At 27.6% G+C, this 20,391-nt stretch carries 15 protein-coding genes and 1 pseudogene; all 16 read right to left on the bottom strand.

Annotation, left to right across the window (positions count from 1 at the left end; translation table 11 throughout):
• Positions 1-3: 3 nt before the first annotated feature.
• A complete protein-coding gene (locus RBU59_RS09765) occupies positions 4-945 on the bottom strand; it encodes a glycosyltransferase (protein WP_308147692.1) in 942 nt (313 codons plus the stop codon).
• Entirely contained in the window at positions 935-2,062 is a 1,128-nt protein-coding gene (locus RBU59_RS09770; protein ID WP_308147693.1) for an FAD-dependent oxidoreductase, read from the bottom strand. Before RBU59_RS09770 ends, RBU59_RS09765 begins: the two co-directional genes overlap by 11 nt.
• Positions 2,063-2,147: 85 nt before the next feature.
• Positions 2,148-4,229 (bottom strand): hypothetical protein, encoded by a 2,082-nt coding sequence (locus tag RBU59_RS09775; RefSeq protein WP_308147694.1) that lies wholly within the window; start codon positions 4,227-4,229, stop codon positions 2,148-2,150.
• A 220-nt stretch (positions 4,230-4,449) separates the two neighbouring features.
• Entirely contained in the window at positions 4,450-7,164 is a 2,715-nt protein-coding gene (locus RBU59_RS09780; RefSeq protein WP_308147695.1) for a polysaccharide pyruvyl transferase family protein, read from the bottom strand.
• Positions 7,165-7,278: 114 nt separating this feature from the next.
• Entirely contained in the window at positions 7,279-8,535 is a 1,257-nt protein-coding gene (locus tag RBU59_RS09785) for a glycosyltransferase (protein WP_308148564.1), read from the bottom strand.
• Positions 8,535-9,701: a UDP-galactopyranose mutase gene (glf, locus tag RBU59_RS09790; protein WP_308147696.1), complete on the bottom strand. Its 1,167-nt coding sequence runs from the start codon at positions 9,699-9,701 to the stop codon at positions 8,535-8,537. The genes RBU59_RS09785 and glf overlap by 1 nt, the downstream gene beginning before the upstream one ends.
• Positions 9,694-10,617 (bottom strand): NAD-dependent epimerase/dehydratase family protein, encoded by a 924-nt coding sequence (locus RBU59_RS09795; protein ID WP_308147697.1) that lies wholly within the window; start codon positions 10,615-10,617, stop codon positions 9,694-9,696. Before RBU59_RS09795 ends, glf begins: the two co-directional genes overlap by 8 nt.
• Positions 10,618-10,687: 70 nt before the next feature.
• A complete protein-coding gene (gene rfbG / locus RBU59_RS09800) occupies positions 10,688-11,740 on the bottom strand; it encodes a CDP-glucose 4,6-dehydratase (protein WP_308148565.1) in 1,053 nt (350 codons plus the stop codon).
• The gene (rfbF, locus tag RBU59_RS09805; protein WP_308147698.1) at positions 11,740-12,519 is read right to left on the bottom strand and encodes a glucose-1-phosphate cytidylyltransferase; all 780 of its coding nucleotides are present in this window, start codon (positions 12,517-12,519) and stop codon (positions 11,740-11,742) included. The genes rfbG and rfbF overlap by 1 nt, the downstream gene beginning before the upstream one ends.
• Positions 12,520-12,537: 18 nt before the next feature.
• Positions 12,538-13,569, bottom strand: coding sequence for a glycosyltransferase family 2 protein (locus tag RBU59_RS09810; protein WP_308147699.1), 1,032 nt, complete (start codon positions 13,567-13,569; stop codon positions 12,538-12,540).
• A gap of 18 nt (positions 13,570-13,587) precedes the next feature.
• Entirely contained in the window at positions 13,588-15,462 is a 1,875-nt protein-coding gene (locus RBU59_RS09815) for a DUF4422 domain-containing protein (RefSeq protein WP_308147700.1), read from the bottom strand.
• Positions 15,463-15,486: 24 nt separating this feature from the next.
• Entirely contained in the window at positions 15,487-16,521 is a 1,035-nt protein-coding gene (locus RBU59_RS09820) for a glycosyltransferase family 2 protein (RefSeq protein WP_308147701.1), read from the bottom strand.
• 28 nt (positions 16,522-16,549) lie between these two features.
• A complete protein-coding gene (locus RBU59_RS28645; RefSeq protein ID WP_308148566.1) occupies positions 16,550-17,731 on the bottom strand; it encodes an acyltransferase family protein in 1,182 nt (393 codons plus the stop codon).
• Positions 17,720-18,439, bottom strand: a pseudogene (locus RBU59_RS28650) (ABC transporter ATP-binding protein); the annotation flags it as partial. The gene RBU59_RS28645 and the pseudogene RBU59_RS28650, both read right to left, overlap by 12 nt.
• A 17-nt stretch (positions 18,440-18,456) precedes the next feature.
• A complete protein-coding gene (locus RBU59_RS09835) occupies positions 18,457-19,245 on the bottom strand; it encodes an ABC transporter permease (protein ID WP_308147702.1) in 789 nt (262 codons plus the stop codon).
• 200 nt (positions 19,246-19,445) lie between these two features.
• Positions 19,446-20,390, bottom strand: coding sequence for a glycosyltransferase (locus RBU59_RS09840; RefSeq protein WP_308147703.1), 945 nt, complete (start codon positions 20,388-20,390; stop codon positions 19,446-19,448).
• Between the last annotated feature and the right edge of the window lies 1 nt (position 20,391).

Genomic DNA, 20,391 nt, shown 5'->3' on the forward strand with positions numbered 1-20,391 from the left:
TCGCTACCTATTAATTTTTTCAATGGATTCTATCGTATATTTTTGTTTTTTAAATATTAAGTCAAGAATTATAGACAGATACTTTATAATAATTGCAGAGATTGCAAATATACCAAAAAAAGCAAATGATAAAAACAACATGGTCGTTGTCCAACCTTCAACTGGCTTTACATTTCCTAAAAAAACTAATGACGTATAAAGTGCTGTCCCAACAGTTACAAGCATCATAATAATTGTCAGTATAATAGCAAATTTATAAGCAGCATCAGTAAACAAGATAATTGAATTGATTGCTGTTTCTTTTCTGCTTTCTTTAAGTAACTCATTATACTTAATATTATCTATGTTTTGATTTGAATATAAAATTGTATCTGTTTTTAATCCACAGTTTGCATAAAAAGCTTTTCTATATGGTATCGTTCTACTCATAGAATGAACTCTGTTAATAGCTCTTCTTGACAATATCCTGAATGTTTCGGTTCTAATTTTATAATTAGTTTTAGAAAATTTGTTATACACTGAATAGAATATTTTTGAAGTATTACTTTTTATGACTTTCGGTGCAACACTGACAATATCATATCCCTCTAGTGATCGTCTATATATATGCATTATGGTATCAATCGGATAATCTATAATATTGCTATCAAATTCAAATATGAAATCACCGATTGCTAAATCTATTCCTGCGTTCATAGCCATTTCTAGACCTTGATAAAAACTCAAATTAATAATACTAAGCGCACCATTAATATTACAGGCAATACTTTTAACTCCTTGTAAACTATTGTCAGTAGAATGATCATTAACACAGATAATTTCATATTTTTCAAAATTATCATCTAGTATTTTAGAGATACTTTGTATGAATTTTCCTATATGCTTTTCATTATTATGTAAATATATTACAGCCGAAATAAAATTTTTCTCTTTATTAGTTAGCATTATTTATCACCTCGTCTAAGTCATATACTGTATTTATTTTTCCTGAAAGTACGCTGATAAAAGTCGGATAGGATGAAAATTGCTTTATTACCGTTGGCCTAGAATCATCTATTTCTGACGCCTTTAATATAGGCTTCATTGAAAATAGAGAATGAGAATATTCAAATCTATATTCTTCTTTAATATATTTCTTTGCCATATTTGACATATATGTCCATGCTGATTGTGGTTTCGCTGGGCAAATATTACAATTTCCTAATTGATGAGTAGAACAATGCCCTCCACTTATTTTTTGACATTCAAAGGTTGGAACCAAATCGTAACTTGTATCATGAGGTGTAAAGGTTACAGATGTTAATGAATGATAACCAGTTTTACCAAATGGCATAATAGAGAAAAAAGGTCCATCCATTACTGTTATACCTACATCTTTAAGTTTATCATTTACTTTACACAATATAATCTCACATAATTCATACTTTATTTTAAATGGATCAAATCCTAACATTTTAGTTATTTGATTTGTAGATGCATATGTAGCATTTAAAAGAAAGTCTGTGGTATAAGTCTCACCATTGCACAATTCTATTTCATAATTTGATCCTGTTTGTAATATTTTTTTTATTCTTGCACCATAAACAATTTTAACATTAGAGTAGGAACTAATTTTATCAAGCAAATAATTTTTTAAAATTTGTGCATCATATGTATACTCTCTTGTTAAAAAAGCACCATCACACATTCCAGGATTAAAATAATTATTGGGGCTGACTTCATCGCAACGGATATTTGCAGCTTTACAAAAGCTTAAAAATTGTTCAGCATTTGTCCATGAAAAATTAGAGGATGTTGCATATACTTGCTCAAAATCCTTTAAAACACAAAAGTCATAATCTTTTAAAAAACGTTCAAAATAATGTGCAGATTTGATAGCTGTAGAAAAAGATCGTGGATAGTGATATCCCATATGTACTCTTGCCTGATTAATATATGTTGCTCTTGAAAAAGGCTTATTATCATATTCTAAAACCAGAACATTATCACCCTTCTTTCCACATAATTCTGCAGAATATAGGCCATAAAGTCCTGCTCCAATAATAATTTTATCGCAAACCATTTTATCCTCCTAGTAATTTAAATATTTATCATTGATGTAATTCTTTAACAAATAAAAAATTCCATTAAAATAATACTTTTATCATTTATTTATCTACTACATTAAAACTTAATAGTTTATTATCCACTTGTATAATCGATTCGTCTAAAATTAAATATGTCCATTGTTCAGAAATAAATTGAACATCAGTAATTCTTGTACTTATTCCATTAGTTGTTGTAATTAATTTACCTTTTAGCCCTAAAAATGTATTGTCATTACCTGCAATCAGAATCACTTTTCCGTCATTACTTATCCCCCTTGTCCAATTTGAATCACTTAAATCATACGGAGTAAATGTATATCCTTTTGGTAGTAAAATTTTAGAAAGATCTATATCATCTTCCCATAGATTTTTATATGTGTTATTTTTAAATTCAAATTGTCCTGTAATAATCTTACTAATAAGATAATTTGGTAATTCTATTTTGACGATAGATTTTCCATTTATTTTATATGGTTCATCTACTTTATTAGCATTGAAATCAAAATCGTAATTTGCAAAACCATTTTTTTTCGATACTTCATCCAGATTCGATAAATCCTCCGGTATTATGTGCACAAAGAATGTCTGTGTAATTTTTTTATTTGTAATAAAATATATATTAGAATTGTAATATAAAATCTCTATATTGTTATTATTATATAATATCACTCCATCATTCATAGCATCAAGCATATTTAAGTTTTTATAAGCTGATATATCTTTACTCATATAATCTGAAGTCAGACATATACATATACCTAGTATAAAAACGAATATATTCTTCTTGTTTAAGCATTTATTTACTATTAATTTGTTTAGAATATATCTTAATAAACATACCATTATAGAAACATCTAATGCTATAAGTAAAATATTAAATGGTAAATACCATAAGATTACACATAACCATTCATGAACAAATGTATGCGGTTTGGCAAGTATATACCATGAAAAAGGTGCTAATATGGAAATAATAGTACATAAGGTAAAAGCAATATGCTTATTATTATAAACTTTTTTATTTTTATAAAAAATAAAATATGTTATCATTATAAGAATTGCTGAAATTATTATTAATTGGCCTTCAGTGACTTTAAATATGCCTTTTAATGATATTGCCTCAAAAGATAACATATCATTAATTAGTTGAGTAACTGGATATTCTGTTGATTTATTTATCAAACTACTAGTTGATTGACTATCACCTAAAATTCTATAAATTATAGGTGAAAAAAATAAATTAATAGCATCTTTCAAACTATAATTTTTATTTAACATTATTATTTTAATTACGCAAGTAAATGCAAATGAACTTATTGCCCCTGCTACCGGAAATAGAAATAACTTAAAGCATTTCTTTAAATTATATTTATTTTTAATAGCAAAATAAAAATAGGGAATCATCATACTAATCATTATAGTAGTAATAAATTCAAAATAAAGTAGTTGTTTTAAAAAACAACTTATAAATGCAACTAAAAAAGTTATGTTAAAATATTTTTTTGATAAAGTAAAATTTTTGCTATTTAATATAATTATTGATGACACCATTGGTAAGAACATACTTCCTGCCATCCAATAAAGATTTGTACCAAAAGCAATAAGATTTGAACAGCAAAAGCTTAAAATAAACAGCGTACTTATAGATACAGTTAAAGACACTTCTTTCCTAATCCATAATAATATTATTGTAAGCATAATGGATAAATATATTGCATTAATTAACTTTATTAATTTTATTACAATAATTTTATTACTATTAAAAAGATCATCGATGAAGTTATATATAAACCTATGTGCTGTTATATTTGAAAAATAAGTTACATATTGGTCTTGTTTGTATGTTTCGTTATTAATATATTTATTATAAATTTCTTCTTTTGATCCAGTTGATCCATCATCAAATTTCAACTCTGGATGTATAGCTTTAAGAAACAAACTTTCATTTATAAAATGATTATTATACATTATATCTGAAATCATAATACCTTCCGAAAAAGAGTCTATTTCCTTAATCCCAGAATATGTACTATACAATGTAAAATTAATATATAATGCCGGCACTAATATCAGCATTGATAATAAAATAAATATAAATTGCGTATTCAATTTAATAAAAAAACTTTTAATCTTTTCTCTCATTAGTTTAAATCCCCTTTAGTTCTAAATTTAAAATACTCCGCTTGTATAATAAACAGGATATCTTAAAATCAAATTCACTGAAAATTATTTCATAACCAGCTAACAGTTGGCTTTTTATCATCATTTCATAATTTATTTTTTTGATATCTCTTCCATTTTATAGTTTACTTAATTGAAAATGATTTAATAATTGTACTTCCTGTAAACCCCAGTTAGTCAATTAATGCTTTATGCGATATACGATTTTTTTTATCCTATTTCTAATTCCTAACTCATCTACTTTCTTTTTTAAAATTTTAACCTCCTCATATAACTTTTCAAATTCTGCTGCACTTTTTAAAATTTCTGTACTAAATTCACTAATTTTTTGGTCATGATTATTTAATATATTATCATGGCAACTTATCACGTCTTCATGCCTAAATACTGCCTCTCCCTGCCAATATACGGCATCCTCATGCCTTTTAATTGATTCTTCATGCCGATTAACAGCTTCTTCATGTCTAAATACTGCTTCGCCCTGCCAATACACTGCATCCTCATGTCTTTTTATTGATTCTTCATGTCGATTCACGGCTTCTTCATGTCTTTTTATTGATTCTTCATGTCGATTTACGGCTTCTTCATGTCTAAATATAGCTTCTTTTTGCCAGTATACTTCTCCATCGTGCCTTTTAATTGATTCTTCATGTCGATTAATTGTATCTTGAATGTTTTTAATATTAAAAGAATTTTTAAATAAATGCTCATTCATTTTATCTAACATAATGTCAGATGACTTTATGTTAGATTTCTTTTTTGATAGTAAAGCACTTTTTAACCAATTAAATGATCTATCTTTTTCTTTATTTAAAATTTTATCAATTTCATTATAATTTATTTCAATTTCTAGTAAATCTCTGATATTATCCACATCAGAAACCAATCTATCTTGAAGATTTAACGTGGTTAGTAAATCTACAAATCGTGCTACACCTCTATTTTCATTTTTAATAACTATAAACTGTTTTCTAAAAATAATAGCAAAACACATACCATGAAAAGAATCAGTTATTACAAATTTACAATTTATTATATTCTTAATCCAATCCTCCACATATGCATTTTTATAGATATTAATATCCCATTCTTTATAGATATCATCTGTAAATGCATCCGATATAACATTTAGCTCCATGTCTAATGTTTTCTGTGCATAGTTCAATATCTCTTGTTTTGTTCTTGAATTATCTAATATATATACCCCAATAAATGAATCTGGAACAATCATATCTGATTTTAGTGCCAGCTCTTCAAAATATTCACGATCACATAAGAATACCGGATCTAAAACCCATTCCGCAGAGATATTAAATTTATTTTTACAAATTTCAACACCACTTAATTCTCTTACTGAAGTATAATCAAATTCTTTTAAATAATATGATGCTTCGTATCTGTCATATTCATTGCCTGTCCAATCATCTTTTCCAAAAGATGTTGCATAAGATATTTTCTTCTTATCACTCCTAACGAAATCTAAATAGCATATTTTTCCAAAGCATTCATATAAATCTCTATGCCATAGTTGATCAGATCCAATTACCACTGTATCAAACCGATTGTTTATTTCAAACATTTCCTCTTTAGAATTATATAAGAAACATAAAGAATATTCAGGATATGGTTTTGTTTTAAATAATATAGGCAATTCATTTGGCTTCCATACTACATCACGCGGCCTTTCTACCATTTGAACTTCCAAACCCATATTAGATATAACCTTATAAAGGGCATAATAAGTTAACTCAGAGCCATAATTTCTTTCACTCCAAATACCTATAATCCCAACATCAAATTTATTATCTATAGCATAATCAACTGCTTTATTAAAAGTATATTTCTTTATAAGATCATAAAATCTATTTCTACCATAATGAGCATTAACTTTAACCGGTCTATTATAATCTAATAAATCCAGCGGAACTTGTTCACAAACTTTTAATTTGTTCATTATGTTTTGAAATACATTATTGCCTTTTACATTATTCAAAAGAACAAGACTTGTACCATTTTTGTCATCCAAATTAGCATTATAATTACCGATATACCAAAAGTCACCAATTGTGACATCCCCCTGTCTTGGAAATCCTGAAAATTTGCATTCTTCACAGGTCTTTCTCATATATAATCGAGGGTGATATCCTCTTTGATAAGCATCATTATTAGGTCTTTTTATATATATATTATCATCATTTTTTAATTCAATTTGATGAATATCACTAACCCATCCATACTTTTTTATTCTAAAATCTATTTTCTCAATATTGTCTATACCAAAATTTTCATCCAGATATTTATCAAAAATAAAACGTGGTGGTGCATAATTACATATAAAGTCTACTAGTATTAAATTACTGTATTCCTTGCCTAAAAATGCTTTTAAACCTGCTACTTGACATGGTGTTCCTACAAACATAACATTTTTGTTATCATCTACAAGATTTAGAATATCAGTAAAAATCTCTCCGATTTCACTTTGAACGTATTTACTTCTTTGCAACTTATGTAAATCCTCATGCTTAGATATTAATATATGTTTTACTTGAAAATTTTCACCATAAGCAGCACCACATACATATCCATTATTATCAAGTATAAAATTAGCTAATAGAGTAAATATACCACCTGAGCTGCTTTTTTTACGTATTACATCATCTGCGCAGACAGCATAACATAAAGGTTTTTCACTATTCAGGTTAGATATGTCATTTAAAACTGGACATACCTCTTCACATAATCCACAATTAATACAATTTGTCTTTTCTATTTCTGCCTGTAATGAAAAATCATATTGTATATCATATATCATTTTAATTGCATTATTGGGACATTTACTAAAGCAGGCTCCACATCCTGTACAATATTTATTTTCTTTTTGTAGTTTGTTTTTCATATAAACACCCTATCTTCTAATTTAAATGTTTTATTAACGATTTATTATAGATACTATATATCTTCTTTAAGGTTATTGCAATAAATTAAATAAAAATAGATAGAATACACTTTATTATTTAATTACTTTTCCATAAATTTTAATAATATTATCTTTATAATTCTCATTTGTGAATTCATTTAATTTTAATATAACATTATTATCTATATTAGGTAATAGGTTTTCATTGGTTATATTTTTAAGCACTTCCATAATACTATTATCATTATGCGGATTAAAGCTATATCCTATTTTAAAATAGTCTATTAATTCTTTCATTCCGCCAATATCTGATACAATTGGAACAATGCCTAAACTAATTGCTTCAACTATTGAAACAGGACTATTTTCATACCAAACAGATGGTAAAATAAAATATTTTGCATGTATTATTTCATTGTACAATTTATCACTGTTTAAAAAATCATTTATAAAAATCAAGTTATTATTTTTACTATTTTCAATAATTTCCTTTAATTCATTAGATTGATCCCCTGTTCCTATAATTAGTAATTTCATAGAAGTCTCTAAAGTTGAAAACAAATCAGCTATTTTTAGTATGTTTTTTTCTTTACTTATACGTCCGAAATATACTAACTTATTATCCTTATCGTTATCGGTAATTTGGGGGATTTCTTTTATGCACGGATTAAATATTACTTCAATTCTATAACTTTTATTTACTTTTAACAACATATCACGCATAAAATAGCTTGGAGCAATATGAATATCAATTAGACCATTCATATACCTCATCATTCTGTTTTTCTGCAAATATTTCATTATTGAACCTATGTAATTATTATAGCAATTATCTTTTATAATAGTTTTATCAAACTTTCCAACGCATTTTTCACATAATTGACACGAAGAATAATTATATAAAGAATCATTAGTGCATATGAATGAATAAGTATGATGCGTCATAATAATTTTACAAGATGATTGTTTTTTATATTCATATACAGCCTTTAACATGCTTGGTGAAAATGGTATATAATCATGTATATGTATTATATCAGGTTTGAATTCAGACAAACAATTTTTAGTAACTAGATAATTATGTTTTAAATAAATACTTTCTATCGCTTTTAAGATTATATTTTTTGATTTTCTAAAATCTTTTGCAATAAAAGTATCAATATTATATACTTTAGAAGAATCCTTATCACAGGTTAATAACGCTAATTTTATTTCTGAATCCTGTAAAAAACATTCAATGTTATTTCTTGCAACATGTTCCGCTCCACCACCAGATAATTTTGAGGCAATTATGAGTAATTTTTTTATATTATCACCTGCTTTACCATATTTTAGTACAGCTTGATATATTAATTATTTAACAACCATAGATCTAAATCTTCGCAAATATCCAATGCACGATTTATTACTTGATCCATGTTATAATATTTATAATCAGCTAGACGGCCACATACAAAAACATTATCTATTTTATTTAATTCATTTTTATAATCATTATATTTATTAAGGTTGTCCTCAGAAATAATTGGGTAATAGGGTTCTGAAGTACCACCAGAATCATATTGCAGCGGATACTCAAAAGCAATAGTTGATTTGTTGCTATCTTGTTTTGGTAATTTATTATATTCTGTAATTCTTGTAAAGCCTTCTGCTTGCGGATAAGCAACGACTGGTGCATTTTGAAAACTTTTTGTATCTTCAGTTTTATATTCAAATTTTAAAGAGCGGTATGGTAACAAACCAAATTTATAGTTTAACAATTCGTCAAGCGCTCCCGTAAAAATAACAGGAATATTAATTACTTTACCATTCTTTTTAATTTGACCATTCTCAATATCAATTTCTAAATAATTTTTCACATTAGTATTCAACATAATTTCTATATTGGAGTGATTTAAAATATCTTCAAAGATCTTAGTGAATCCACCAACAGGCATACATTGATAAGTATCATCGAAATACCCTGTTTTATAAGAAAAAAGGACAGGCACTCTTTTTAAGACACTAATATCGATTTCACTTGGTGATATTCCCCACTGCTTAGCTGTATACAGGCTATAATCATTATCGAAAAGAAAATTTGCATAATCTCTGATAACTTCATCTTGACAAGTAAGCATTTCAACAATAGTAGTTTTATCAAGTCCATAATAATTATGCCTAATTCTTTCTTTTAGTAGTTCCGCTTTATCTTTTTCATAATAATCATCTATTGTTTGAAAATTAAATGGAGATGGCGTATATTTGCCATTCATGAAAACCATACACTCTAAATTAAAGTTCTCCCATGTACCAAATTTCTTAATGTATTTATAAACACGTTCATTATTAGTATGAAATATATGTGGTCCATACTGTTGAACGATAATTCCATTTTCATCTACTTTATCATACATATTTCCGGCTATGTGATTTCGCTTATCTAATACCAGTACTTTTAGATTCTTTTCTGCTGCTAAATGACGTGCAATAACAGCACCAGAGAATCCACATCCAACAACTATTGCATCATACATCCTTATTATCCTCAATTCTCTTTTTCTTAAAATACTCTATTGTATTTGTAATACCTTCAGTAAAAGTGTATCGTGGTTTGTAACCAGTATCTTCTTGCAATAAAGTAATATCAACGATTGAATTATCTATTTTACTCGTCTTATATGGTAATTCACCTATACCCATAGAAAGTGACGGATTAATTATATCTCTTATTATTTCGATATATTTCGATAAAGGATGAGCAACTCCAGAGCCTGAAACATAAGACTTTCCAGGCTTACCTTTAATTCCTACAAGGTATAAAGCTGAGATTAAATCATCAATATATAAATAATCCCACATCTGCTCTAATTTAGTAAAAGACGGTTTATTATTACTTAAAAAAGCGTTAATAGCATAAGTAATTATATTATTGTCTTCCCTACCGGGCCCATAAATACTTGGTATAAGTACCCATAAAAAATTTAAGTTTCTTTGTCTTGCATATAGATCACAAATAAAATGTACTGAAGTTTTACAGGCACTATACATATCTGCAGGACAGGGTAAATTTTGCCCATTAACTGGTTTTTCTGAATAAGCATATTCTGAGACCGAACCCGGATAAATCACCTTAGCACACATTAATTTTTCAGCCAATTTTAATACCTGCAATGAGTATGCTATATTTTTAGCTTGTATTGTAAAGTCATTCTTGTAAGTAGTACTTACACCTACCCAAGCTAAATTATAAAACACATCTGCATTTATTGGAAGTTTATTTTCTAGTTCATCCAAATTATCAAGTTCAAATTCAATTATATTGCAACCCTCTAATTCATATTTTGAACCTTTTTGTATAAGGCAATATACATTCCATTCCTCTCTCAGAAATTTTTCCGAAAGGTGTGAACCTATAAAACCATTGGCACCCATAATAATTACATTCTTCATTTCCAGTTTCTCCCATTACTTTTCAGTTATAATTATGACACTTAAGATAACTTAAGTGTCATAATTATAACTATTTATTTAAATATTCAGATATCTGCTCTTCCATAACTTTGTTGACGTCTTTACCAGAATAATAAACTTTACTCCACTCAACTGTTTTTTCAATAGCATCTTTAATTCCCCATCTGGGCTTCCAATTCAATAACATTTTAATTTTAGAACAATCCAATTTCAAAAAATTTGCTTCATGAGGAGCTCCGGCTTCAGATATATCTTTCCAACTGGCTTTATCACCCCAGATTTTACAAAATAAATCTACTAAATTACCTGTGGTTGCACAATCCTTATCATCAGGTCCAACATTATAATTCCCTTGTAAATTTTTATTAAGATATTGAGCTTGTGCTAAAAATAAATAAGTGCATACCGGTTCTAGCACATGTTGATATGGCCTTGTTGAATTTGGATTCCTCACAATAATCTCTTCATTATTTTCCATCGCCCTAATACAATCTGGTATAATTCTATCCTTTGCAAAATCGCCGCCTCCAATAACATTTCCAGCCCGGCAGGTAGATATTGCAATATCTCTATTGCAAAAAAAAGAGTTCTTATAAGTACTTGTAACTAATTCAGAACATGACTTTGAATTTGAATAAGGATCATACCCATCAAGGATATCATTCTCTCTATAACCCCACTCCCATTCATTGTTTTTATAAACTTTATCAGTCGTTACATTAACAAATGATTTAACGCTGCCATTTAAACGGATTGCTTCTAGGATATTAACTGTTCCCATAACATTCGTTTCATAAGTATAGACAGGATTAGTATAGGATTCTCTAACGATTGGTTGAGCCGCCATGTGGATAACAATATCAGGGTTATATTTATTCATACAACTTTTTATTGATTCCAAATCTCTAATATCGCCAATTACCGAAGTTATATGTCCATTCATGTTAGTAATTTCAAATAGACTTGGATTAGTGGGTGGATTTAGTGAATACCCAATTACATTAGCACCATTCATAACAAGAACTTTACACATCCAAGTGCCCTTAAATCCGGTGTGCCCTGTTATTAATACAGTTTTCCCTTTATAAAATGAAAGTTCCATTATTTTTCCCACACTTTCCACGGTGCTTTGCCACCTTCCAATAACTCTTCCAAATAGTTTTTATCTCTTAATGTATCCATGCATTGCCAAAATCCATGATGTATATAAGCATTTAATTGTCCTTCTGAAGCTAATTTTTCTAATGGGTATTTTTCAAAAGAAATCGAATCATTCTCTATATAGTCTATAACAGATGGTTCTAATACCATAAAACCACCGTTTATCCAACCACCGTCTTCTTTCGTCTTTTCAGCAAATCGCATTATACTATTATCTGTTGATATATCCAATGTTCCAAACCTGCCTCCTGGTTGTATAGCAGTAATCGTTGCTTTCTTTCCATGTTCTTTATGATACTGTACAAGTTCTTTTATATTAACATCACTTACACCATCTCCATATGTTAATAAGAAAGGACTGTCTCCAATATAATCTTTTACTCTTTTAATACGACCTCCAGTCATTGTATTTAGACCAGTATCAATTAATGTTACTTTCCATGGTTCAGCAACATTATTATGTATCTCCATTTTATTGTTATCAGTAAAATCAAAAGTAACATCTGAATTATGTAAATAATAATCAGCAAAGTATTCTTTAATCACATACCCTTTATAACCACAGCAAATAATAAACTCATTAAATCCATAATAAGAATATAATTTCATCACATGCCATAATATAGGCATACCTCCTATTTCTATCATTGGCTTTGGTTTTAAATGAGATTCTTCACTAATTCTTGTTCCGTAACCTCCTGCTAATAATACCACTTTCATATGCAATTCTCCTTTCATCTAATATGTTTTCGTTATATTGTAGAGTCTATAAATCAATAAGTATATCCACTTGTACATTTTTGTATCATACTTTATTTTCAACATATTCTTTTTTAAATCATCTGTTTCTAATTTATAGTTAATCTTTGCATTATACCATGTTACTATTTGAATCCACCACTCTCCAAGTAACGATTTTCTTCTCTTTAATATGGCCTTTCTAAAGTAGTATCCCTTCTCTATAAATCCAATTCTATATTTCTTTAATAATGAATCATTTATCCCAATTCCTCTTGATGTTAGTACAGATGAAACTATATATAAATTATATTTTAACATATAATTGACATGGAAAACCCAATCACTGATTGGAAAAAAATCCTCGTTAAAACCGCCTATTTTTATAACATTTTCTCTTTTATATAAACAGCCAATAGGGGCATAATATCCAGACTCAAAATAATAATCTTTTAAAGTTAATTTAGTTATATTGCCTCTAAATCTAGATTTAATAAGCTTTTTTACTTTTGTTTTCCACGTTATATCATTATTAATAATTTTATTTTTATTTTCAAACTCAAAAGTATCAGATACAGTACCAAGAGCTTGTATATCAGGATTGTTTTTAATTATGCTAACTACTTCCTCGAAATAATTACTTTTCAGCATATCATCATCATGGAGTAATATTACCCATTCAGACTGTGCAATTTCAATTCCTCTATTCCAATTTGCTATTTGCCCAATATTATCTTTATTCTGATAATACAAAATCCTTTCATAATTAAGATTTTTAATCATATTTTCAGTATCAGAATCTCTTTTGTATTGATTATCTACAACAATAATTATAAAATCGTCATAATTTACTTGATTTATAACTGATTCAATAGTATTTTTTAATGATGAACAACGTTTATATGTAGGAATTACTACTGTTATAAATGTTTTCTTTATTTTCTCATTACCATATATCAATTCACTTTCTATTTGAGAATAATTAGAATAATTATTTCTTAACTCAAAAAAATCAGTCAACTCATTTACCACAGTAACACCTCCGGTACCTTAGTTCCACCCCCGTAATTTATAATATATCTTACCAATTACTTTTCTTCGCTTAGTGTTTTGAGGCAGTAATCTATTTTCAAATTTTCTCACTACTCTTTTTATTAAACTTTGTGGTTTGTTTCCCTTTCCATTAGTTATTGCCTGGTTAGCGATCCACCAACCATTTTCTACTATTCTCCTGTGTGTTACTATTTCATAAAATGGAGTTTCTTTTAACGTACCCCAAAATTCATCAGCATATTCGTATAAAGGATCAAACCAAGGCTTTTCTGCACCTGCAAAATGAAAGATTTTCGGTTCTTTTCCTGCTTCTCTATATGCATTATATAAATCTTTAGGAGCAAATGAAGCAACATAACCTCTGTAACCATTTACTTCATCAGCGAAAAAATTCCATGATGGATCTAACCACTTAATTTTACCCTCACATAAAATATTTAATGCATCTTGATCCTGAAAAGTAAATTGCCCCTTTTGCGCAAATTCTAACATATATTTTGAAGTATATGCCTCTTTAAGTTCAGCAATGTTTATCACCAAAACACCTGCATTAAATTGCATAAATCTGTTTTTTAATCTCAATTTTTGAATGCAGTATTCTTTAGCATTATCATCAAAACCATTGACCAATCCAGCTCCAACAATATCTACAACTCCACCCAGATAATAGTCTTTTAAATCAGTATTATATAATTCAGCAATATCTGTTTTAACAATTAAATCTCCATCCAAATAAATGGTTTTATCAAATTTAGTCATGAGTTCAGGAATTATAAGCCTAAAATATGTTTCAACACTAATATGTCTTATTTCTAAAAGGTTATACGAGCTAAACCATCTTGATACATTTACGAATCTTATTGAAAAATTATTATGTGCTTGTATTATTTTCTTTATTAAATTTTTTGTTTTATCCTGAACACCTTTTTCCAAAATAATAATATCATAATTATTTTCGTTAGTAGAATGTTCAACTATAGACTTAATTGTTGCTCCGCAATATGGCATAAAATATTCACTGGAAGACATAACAATAGGTATATTATTATTTTTAAAAACCGGCTCTAATTCTTCACTAATTGATACATCCGCAAAAGTTGCAACTTGTAATTCACCGGTTTTATATTTATTTTGTTTTTTTAAATATGTATAATATATGCCGAATAGCCTTTCTCCTAAATGACCTGGCGTTCTTAATCCTTCTATACTATAATAGGACATATCTACTTTCTGTTCAAACTCTTTTAAAATATCAAATAACCACTTACAATAATCCTTAAATAAATCTTTACGCATTATAAACATATTGCATAAATAGCATGTAGTTCCATTCATGTATTCTTTTGCCGCATCTGAAAATTCTGGATATTTATGACCTATAATTTCAAGCAAACAATCCAAATCTTTTATATATAACTTAGGGCCAGTTTTATATTGTTCATAAACTGATTTAATTCCTACTTTTTTTAAATCAACATGTTCATAAGCTAATACATCATAATTTGTTACTTTATTATAAATTGATTCTTCATCAAGGCATAACTTATCTATAGCTTTTTGATCTAAAAAATCCATACACACTGTTGACCAGTCATCTGCATCTAGTCTATTATCATTAAAGGAAAAGTATCTTCTATAATGGCAGAAACCATAATAATCTGCTTCAACGTTTTTCCAAGCCCAATATTGAGTAGTTAATTCACAATAACTATTACGCTTCTCTGATATATTGTCACCGGTATTATCTCCCTGTATATCAGACTTATTCTTATCGTAAATTGCCCCACATCTTATAGGGGTAATGATATTATTTTCTATAATAACACTTTTTTTATCTATCCTTTGAGTTGAAAAAATCTTGATTGTTTTCATTTTCTTTTGTCCCCCAATGATTTACTATAAAGTAAATAGTCTTTCATATATTTTATGTAATGATCGTTTAATTTTATTTTTTAATCCAAAATTTATATAAAACGGCATTAGATTATTATTTTTTAGTTTGTTTACATAATGTACAATTACCTCATTTGATTGACAGTTTATAAAAGCATATACATCATCATCAAGCATTTCTCGCATTCCATAAAAAAACTTTTTAAAAGTTGAATAATTACGTGCATTACCTTGATGCCATATAGCTCCTGTAAAATGATAAAGCCAAAAGTCTGCAAAATAGACATTATATACATTATTATCTATTAAGAACTGTTTTATTTTTCGATTGTTATCCAAATAATCAAATTTATATTTGTCATTTTTAATCTCTTTATCCGTAATTGCAACACCTGTATTTTTTCTATACATATATAATGGTTCATTTACGACTGCTAACTTTTCTGCAAGTATAGTAGTTTGGTATGAAAATAATGCATCTTCATAAATTACGTGCTCTGGATTTCTAAGATTATTTCTTTTTAAAAAATCCAATTTATAAATTCTATCCCACGCTGCTATACTTCGTACAATTTTTGTATGCTGTTCTGCTTTAAAACCATTCTTTTTTTCTAATTCATGGTATAATTCCACATCGCGATAAATTTTTCTTTCACCTGTATTATCGAAATATAAATCTAAATTACTCAATATAACATCTGCACCGGTAGACTTTCCCTTATTATATAATTTTTCAAACATTGTTTTATCTACAAAATCGTCACTATCAACAAAACCAATATATTCACCATGTGCTGCATCAATTCCAGTATTTCTTGCTGCTCCTAAACCATCATTTTTTTTCGAAATTATTTTAATTCTTGGATCTATTTTCATGTACTTTTCCAAAATACTAAGTGAATTATCTGTAGAACCGTCATTAACACAAATAATTTCCAACTCTTTTAATGTTTGATTAATAACACTTTTCAAACATTGTTCTAAATACTTTTCTACATTGTATACTGGAATAACAATTGATACTCTAATTTTATCCATGACTTTCTCCATTCAAAGATTTATATTCTTATGTATTAGTATATTTGCTTAATTTCTTAGCTAATTTATTTGAAGGAAGTTCAACACATTTATATTGAAATACACTTATTATGACAACTATACCTAATGTTATTAGTAAAGATATGTCATAACCAAGGTTTTTATATAATAATGGTATTAGCAATTGTGATAATGTTAAATGATTAAGATAGAGTGAATAACTTATTTTATCTACGGTTTTAGTTGTTTTGTTCAATCTGATTTTGTCATTTATTAATATTCCAATTATAAATAAGAAAAACGCATACATAAACGAAACAGCCATATAATTTGGACCAACATAGTGCTCTGGTGAAAAGAAAGCTATTTTTTTAATAAATATATAGTAATTAATTAATAATAAAATCGCCGCAGTTCTTAATGTAATACGTTTGCTCCAATAATAGTAAAGTATTTGGCCAAAAATTAAAATTACCATATATGAGACTGATGATGCTACTCCATACCATAATCTTCCATAGGACGATGCAGTAATTATTGATAGCATGCAGATTGCCATCATTAGTAAAATTTCAATTAAGGGTTTTGTTTTAAGAAAATAATATGTAAGTCCACATAATATATAAAACATAACTCCAATAATTAAAGTCCATGTAACTCCATTAATGACATTAGGCACTCCTATAAAATAATTACCTAACGTACCCCCATATATCCATTCTTTTACTCCAAAACTTCCCCAGTACGTTATTTCACCCGTTACTAATGTGCAAATCCGCTGTATTATCCATAATGATATAACTGAAAATATTAGTCCTGGATAAATTCTAAATATTCTTTTAATTATAAATTCTTTTAATGACTCTCTTTGTGCAGTATAGGTTATAATAAAACCACTGCATAAAAAGAATATCATTACACCAAGCGAATTAAAATCCTGCATTATTGCCAGGGGGTTTGTAATAAAGTATCTCACAAATTGCAAAGGATACCAATCATATCCTAATGAATTTAAAATAAATGGCACCATATTACCCCACATTATAGATACAATAGCTAATACTCTCAAAACTGAAATAAAATTGATATTTTCTTTTTTATTATTACAATTTTGATCTTCAATTACTAGTTTATCATCATTTGTTTTGTCAATATCTACACTATTTTCATCATTTTTATCTTCTTCTGCATTGTTCAGATATTTTTTCATAACATCGATTGCATTACCAATGGCTACTATTTTGCCTTTCTTTAACCAAATTGCTTTTTCACATATATCAGTAACCTGCTCAGCTGAATGAGATACAAACAATATAGTGGCTCCATTATCGGTCATTTCTTTCATACGTTTCCGACATTTTTGTTGAAATTCAAAATCTCCCACTGAAAGTATCTCATCTACAATTAAAATGTCTGGTGTTTTACAGGTTGCAATGGCAAACCCTAGCCTAGCAATCATACCGGACGAAAAATTTTTAATAGCAACATTCTCAAAATCTTGTAATTCAGCAAATTCTATTATGCTATTATATTTTTCGTCTATTTCTTTATCTGAATAACCTAGAATCGCACCATTCAGATAAACATTTTCTCTGGCAGATAAGTCAGCATCAAATCCTGCACCTAACTCAATTAATGGTGCTATAGTTCCTTCTATGGCAACTTTACCCATCGTTGGTTTCATAACACCCGAAATAATTTTTAACAAAGTGCTTTTTCCTGAACCATTTAAACCTACTATACCAATTCTTTCGCCTTTTTTCACTTCAAAATTAATATTTTTTAAAGCCCAAAACTCTTCGTACATCAACTTTCCTTGTAATAGTTTAATAATATATTCTTTAATACTATCCACTTTCTCAACGCTCAGGTTAAACTGCATAGATACATTATCTACTTTTATTGCACTTTCGTTCATAATAATCCCTTCTAATACTATATATAAAGTATAAATCTATTTTGTAATTTTTTAAAAATTAAAGTACCAATTATAAGTGTACATATCCCAATAAGAGCACATGTTATATTTTGTTCAATATTTGGCATTTTTCCATACATAATTAACATTCTAAAATATGTAACAAAATGATACATTGGATTCCAAAGTATAATTTTTCTAATATTAGCAGGTATTATATTTATTGAATAAAATAAAGGTGTTAAATACATCCATGCAGTAATCAGTACACTATACAAATGACCGATATCCCTAAAATAGACATTTACTGATGCTAGAATTAAACTCAATCCAATCGTAAACATAAGTAGATAAATTAACGGAATAATTATTGCAATTAGAGTTAAATAAAATTCCGCTTTAGTGAAAATCATAACTAAAATCAGTGCAATTAAGGAAAATCCTAAGTTAACCATACATGAAAGAACTTTAGACAATGGAAATAAATATTTAGGGATATAAACTTTCTTAATTAAGGATGCATTACCCAACATTGATGCTAGTGCTTGGGTTGTAGCTTCCGAATTAAAATTAAAGACTATATTTCCAATCATAACATATACCGGAAAATTTTTAATATCATTTTCAAATAATTGAGAAAATACTAGATTTAATATAAGCATCATTAATAATGGATTAAGTACTGTCCATGTTAGTCCGAGAAATGACTTTCTATATCTAACTTTAATATCTCTAATAACTAATTTTTTTAATAAATTTCTGTACTTATTAAAAGTCACTAATTGAATTTTTATATTTGCTATCATAATTTTGCCTTTTCTTTCATTTTTACGTATTTTAATACACAATTTTTATTATACTATATAAAAACAAATAAAACAATGCTTGTACATATTCTAAATTTACATTTTATACACAATAAAGTGCATGTAACAAAAGAAATATTAAATAATCCATAATACTAAATTACTTAATGAAATATTATATTCGATTTCTTCCACTTAACTTATAGTCTATTAACAGTTTTATTAATTAAAGATGCAAAAGAAAAATTTATACTAATTAAAAATGCAAATAGTTTACTAGTTATTTTATAATTACTAAGTAAATATTTAAGAATATGTTTTCTAACAGTAGAAACCAAATTTCGAATTATTTCTTCATCATAAAAATTTTCGTCAGAAATAGTCTTCAAAAAAGATACACAATACCTAACTAGTCGATTATAAGCCGTAATAGTAATAGAAGGATATTCTATTTTAACAAATTCGATTAATTCGATTGATGCATCCAATAAATCCATATTTCTTAAATTAAAAGATCTATTCATTATGCTCTCAGAATTCATTCTATAATAGTATTTAGGTTTTGAATTATAAATTATTTTTGATGCCTTATGAAATAATTTATAAGTTGTTGCTAAATCTTCATATATTTTTCCTTCAGGATATCGAATTTCAGTAAACAATTCCCTTTTGTATAATTTATCCCAGGCACTAGTATTAAATTTTTTCTCTGCTAACATCGTTTTAATAGCTTCCTTTGGAGTATAACAATATTCCTTATAAGTGGAGCTAAGATGTAAGTCTTTATTATATGTACCGCATATCGATATATCAGCATTATTACTAATAGCTAATTGTAATAAAAATTCAAACATATCCTCTTCAATATAATCATCACTATCAACAAAACCTATGTAATCTCCGGTAGCTATATCTATACCTGCATTGCGTGCTTTTGATAATCCACCATTAGACTGATGAATTACTTTAATACGTGAATCTTTTATAGCATATTCATCACATATTTCGCCACATCGATCTTTTGAGCCGTCATCTATTAGAATGATTTCAAGATTCGTATATGTTTGATTAATTACGCTATTAATACATTCATCAATATAATTTTCAACCATATATACAGGAATTATAACGCTTATACAATACATT

This window comes from Anaerocolumna sp. MB42-C2, from assembly GCF_030913705.1.
Classification (GTDB): Bacteria; Bacillota; Clostridia; order Lachnospirales; family Lachnospiraceae; genus Anaerocolumna.

What these genes read in the sequence shown, in the direction of transcription:
- RBU59_RS09765 (WP_308147692.1), bottom strand. Translation starts at nt 945, where the DNA reads ATGCTAACTAATAAAGAGAAAAATTTTATTTCGGCTGTAATATATTTA.
- RBU59_RS09770 (WP_308147693.1), bottom strand. Translation starts at nt 2,062, where the DNA reads ATGGTTTGCGATAAAATTATTATTGGAGCAGGACTTTATGGCCTATAT.
- RBU59_RS09775 (WP_308147694.1), bottom strand. Translation starts at nt 4,229, where the DNA reads ATGAGAGAAAAGATTAAAAGTTTTTTTATTAAATTGAATACGCAATTT.
- RBU59_RS09780 (WP_308147695.1), bottom strand. Translation starts at nt 7,164, where the DNA reads ATGAAAAACAAACTACAAAAAGAAAATAAATATTGTACAGGATGTGGA.
- glf (WP_308147696.1), bottom strand. Translation starts at nt 9,701, where the DNA reads ATGTATGATGCAATAGTTGTTGGATGTGGATTCTCTGGTGCTGTTATT.
- RBU59_RS09795 (WP_308147697.1), bottom strand. Translation starts at nt 10,617, where the DNA reads ATGAAGAATGTAATTATTATGGGTGCCAATGGTTTTATAGGTTCACAC.
- rfbG (WP_308148565.1), bottom strand. Translation starts at nt 11,740, where the DNA reads ATGGAACTTTCATTTTATAAAGGGAAAACTGTATTAATAACAGGGCAC.
- rfbF (WP_308147698.1), bottom strand. Translation starts at nt 12,519, where the DNA reads ATGAAAGTGGTATTATTAGCAGGAGGTTACGGAACAAGAATTAGTGAA.
- RBU59_RS09815 (WP_308147700.1), bottom strand. Translation starts at nt 15,462, where the DNA reads ATGAAAACAATCAAGATTTTTTCAACTCAAAGGATAGATAAAAAAAGT.
- RBU59_RS09820 (WP_308147701.1), bottom strand. Translation starts at nt 16,521, where the DNA reads ATGGATAAAATTAGAGTATCAATTGTTATTCCAGTATACAATGTAGAA.
- RBU59_RS28645 (WP_308148566.1), bottom strand. Translation starts at nt 17,731, where the DNA reads ATGAAAAAATATCTGAACAATGCAGAAGAAGATAAAAATGATGAAAAT.
- RBU59_RS09835 (WP_308147702.1), bottom strand. Translation starts at nt 19,245, where the DNA reads ATGATAGCAAATATAAAAATTCAATTAGTGACTTTTAATAAGTACAGA.
- RBU59_RS09840 (WP_308147703.1), bottom strand. Translation starts at nt 20,390, where the DNA reads ATGTATTGTATAAGCGTTATAATTCCTGTATATATGGTTGAAAATTAT.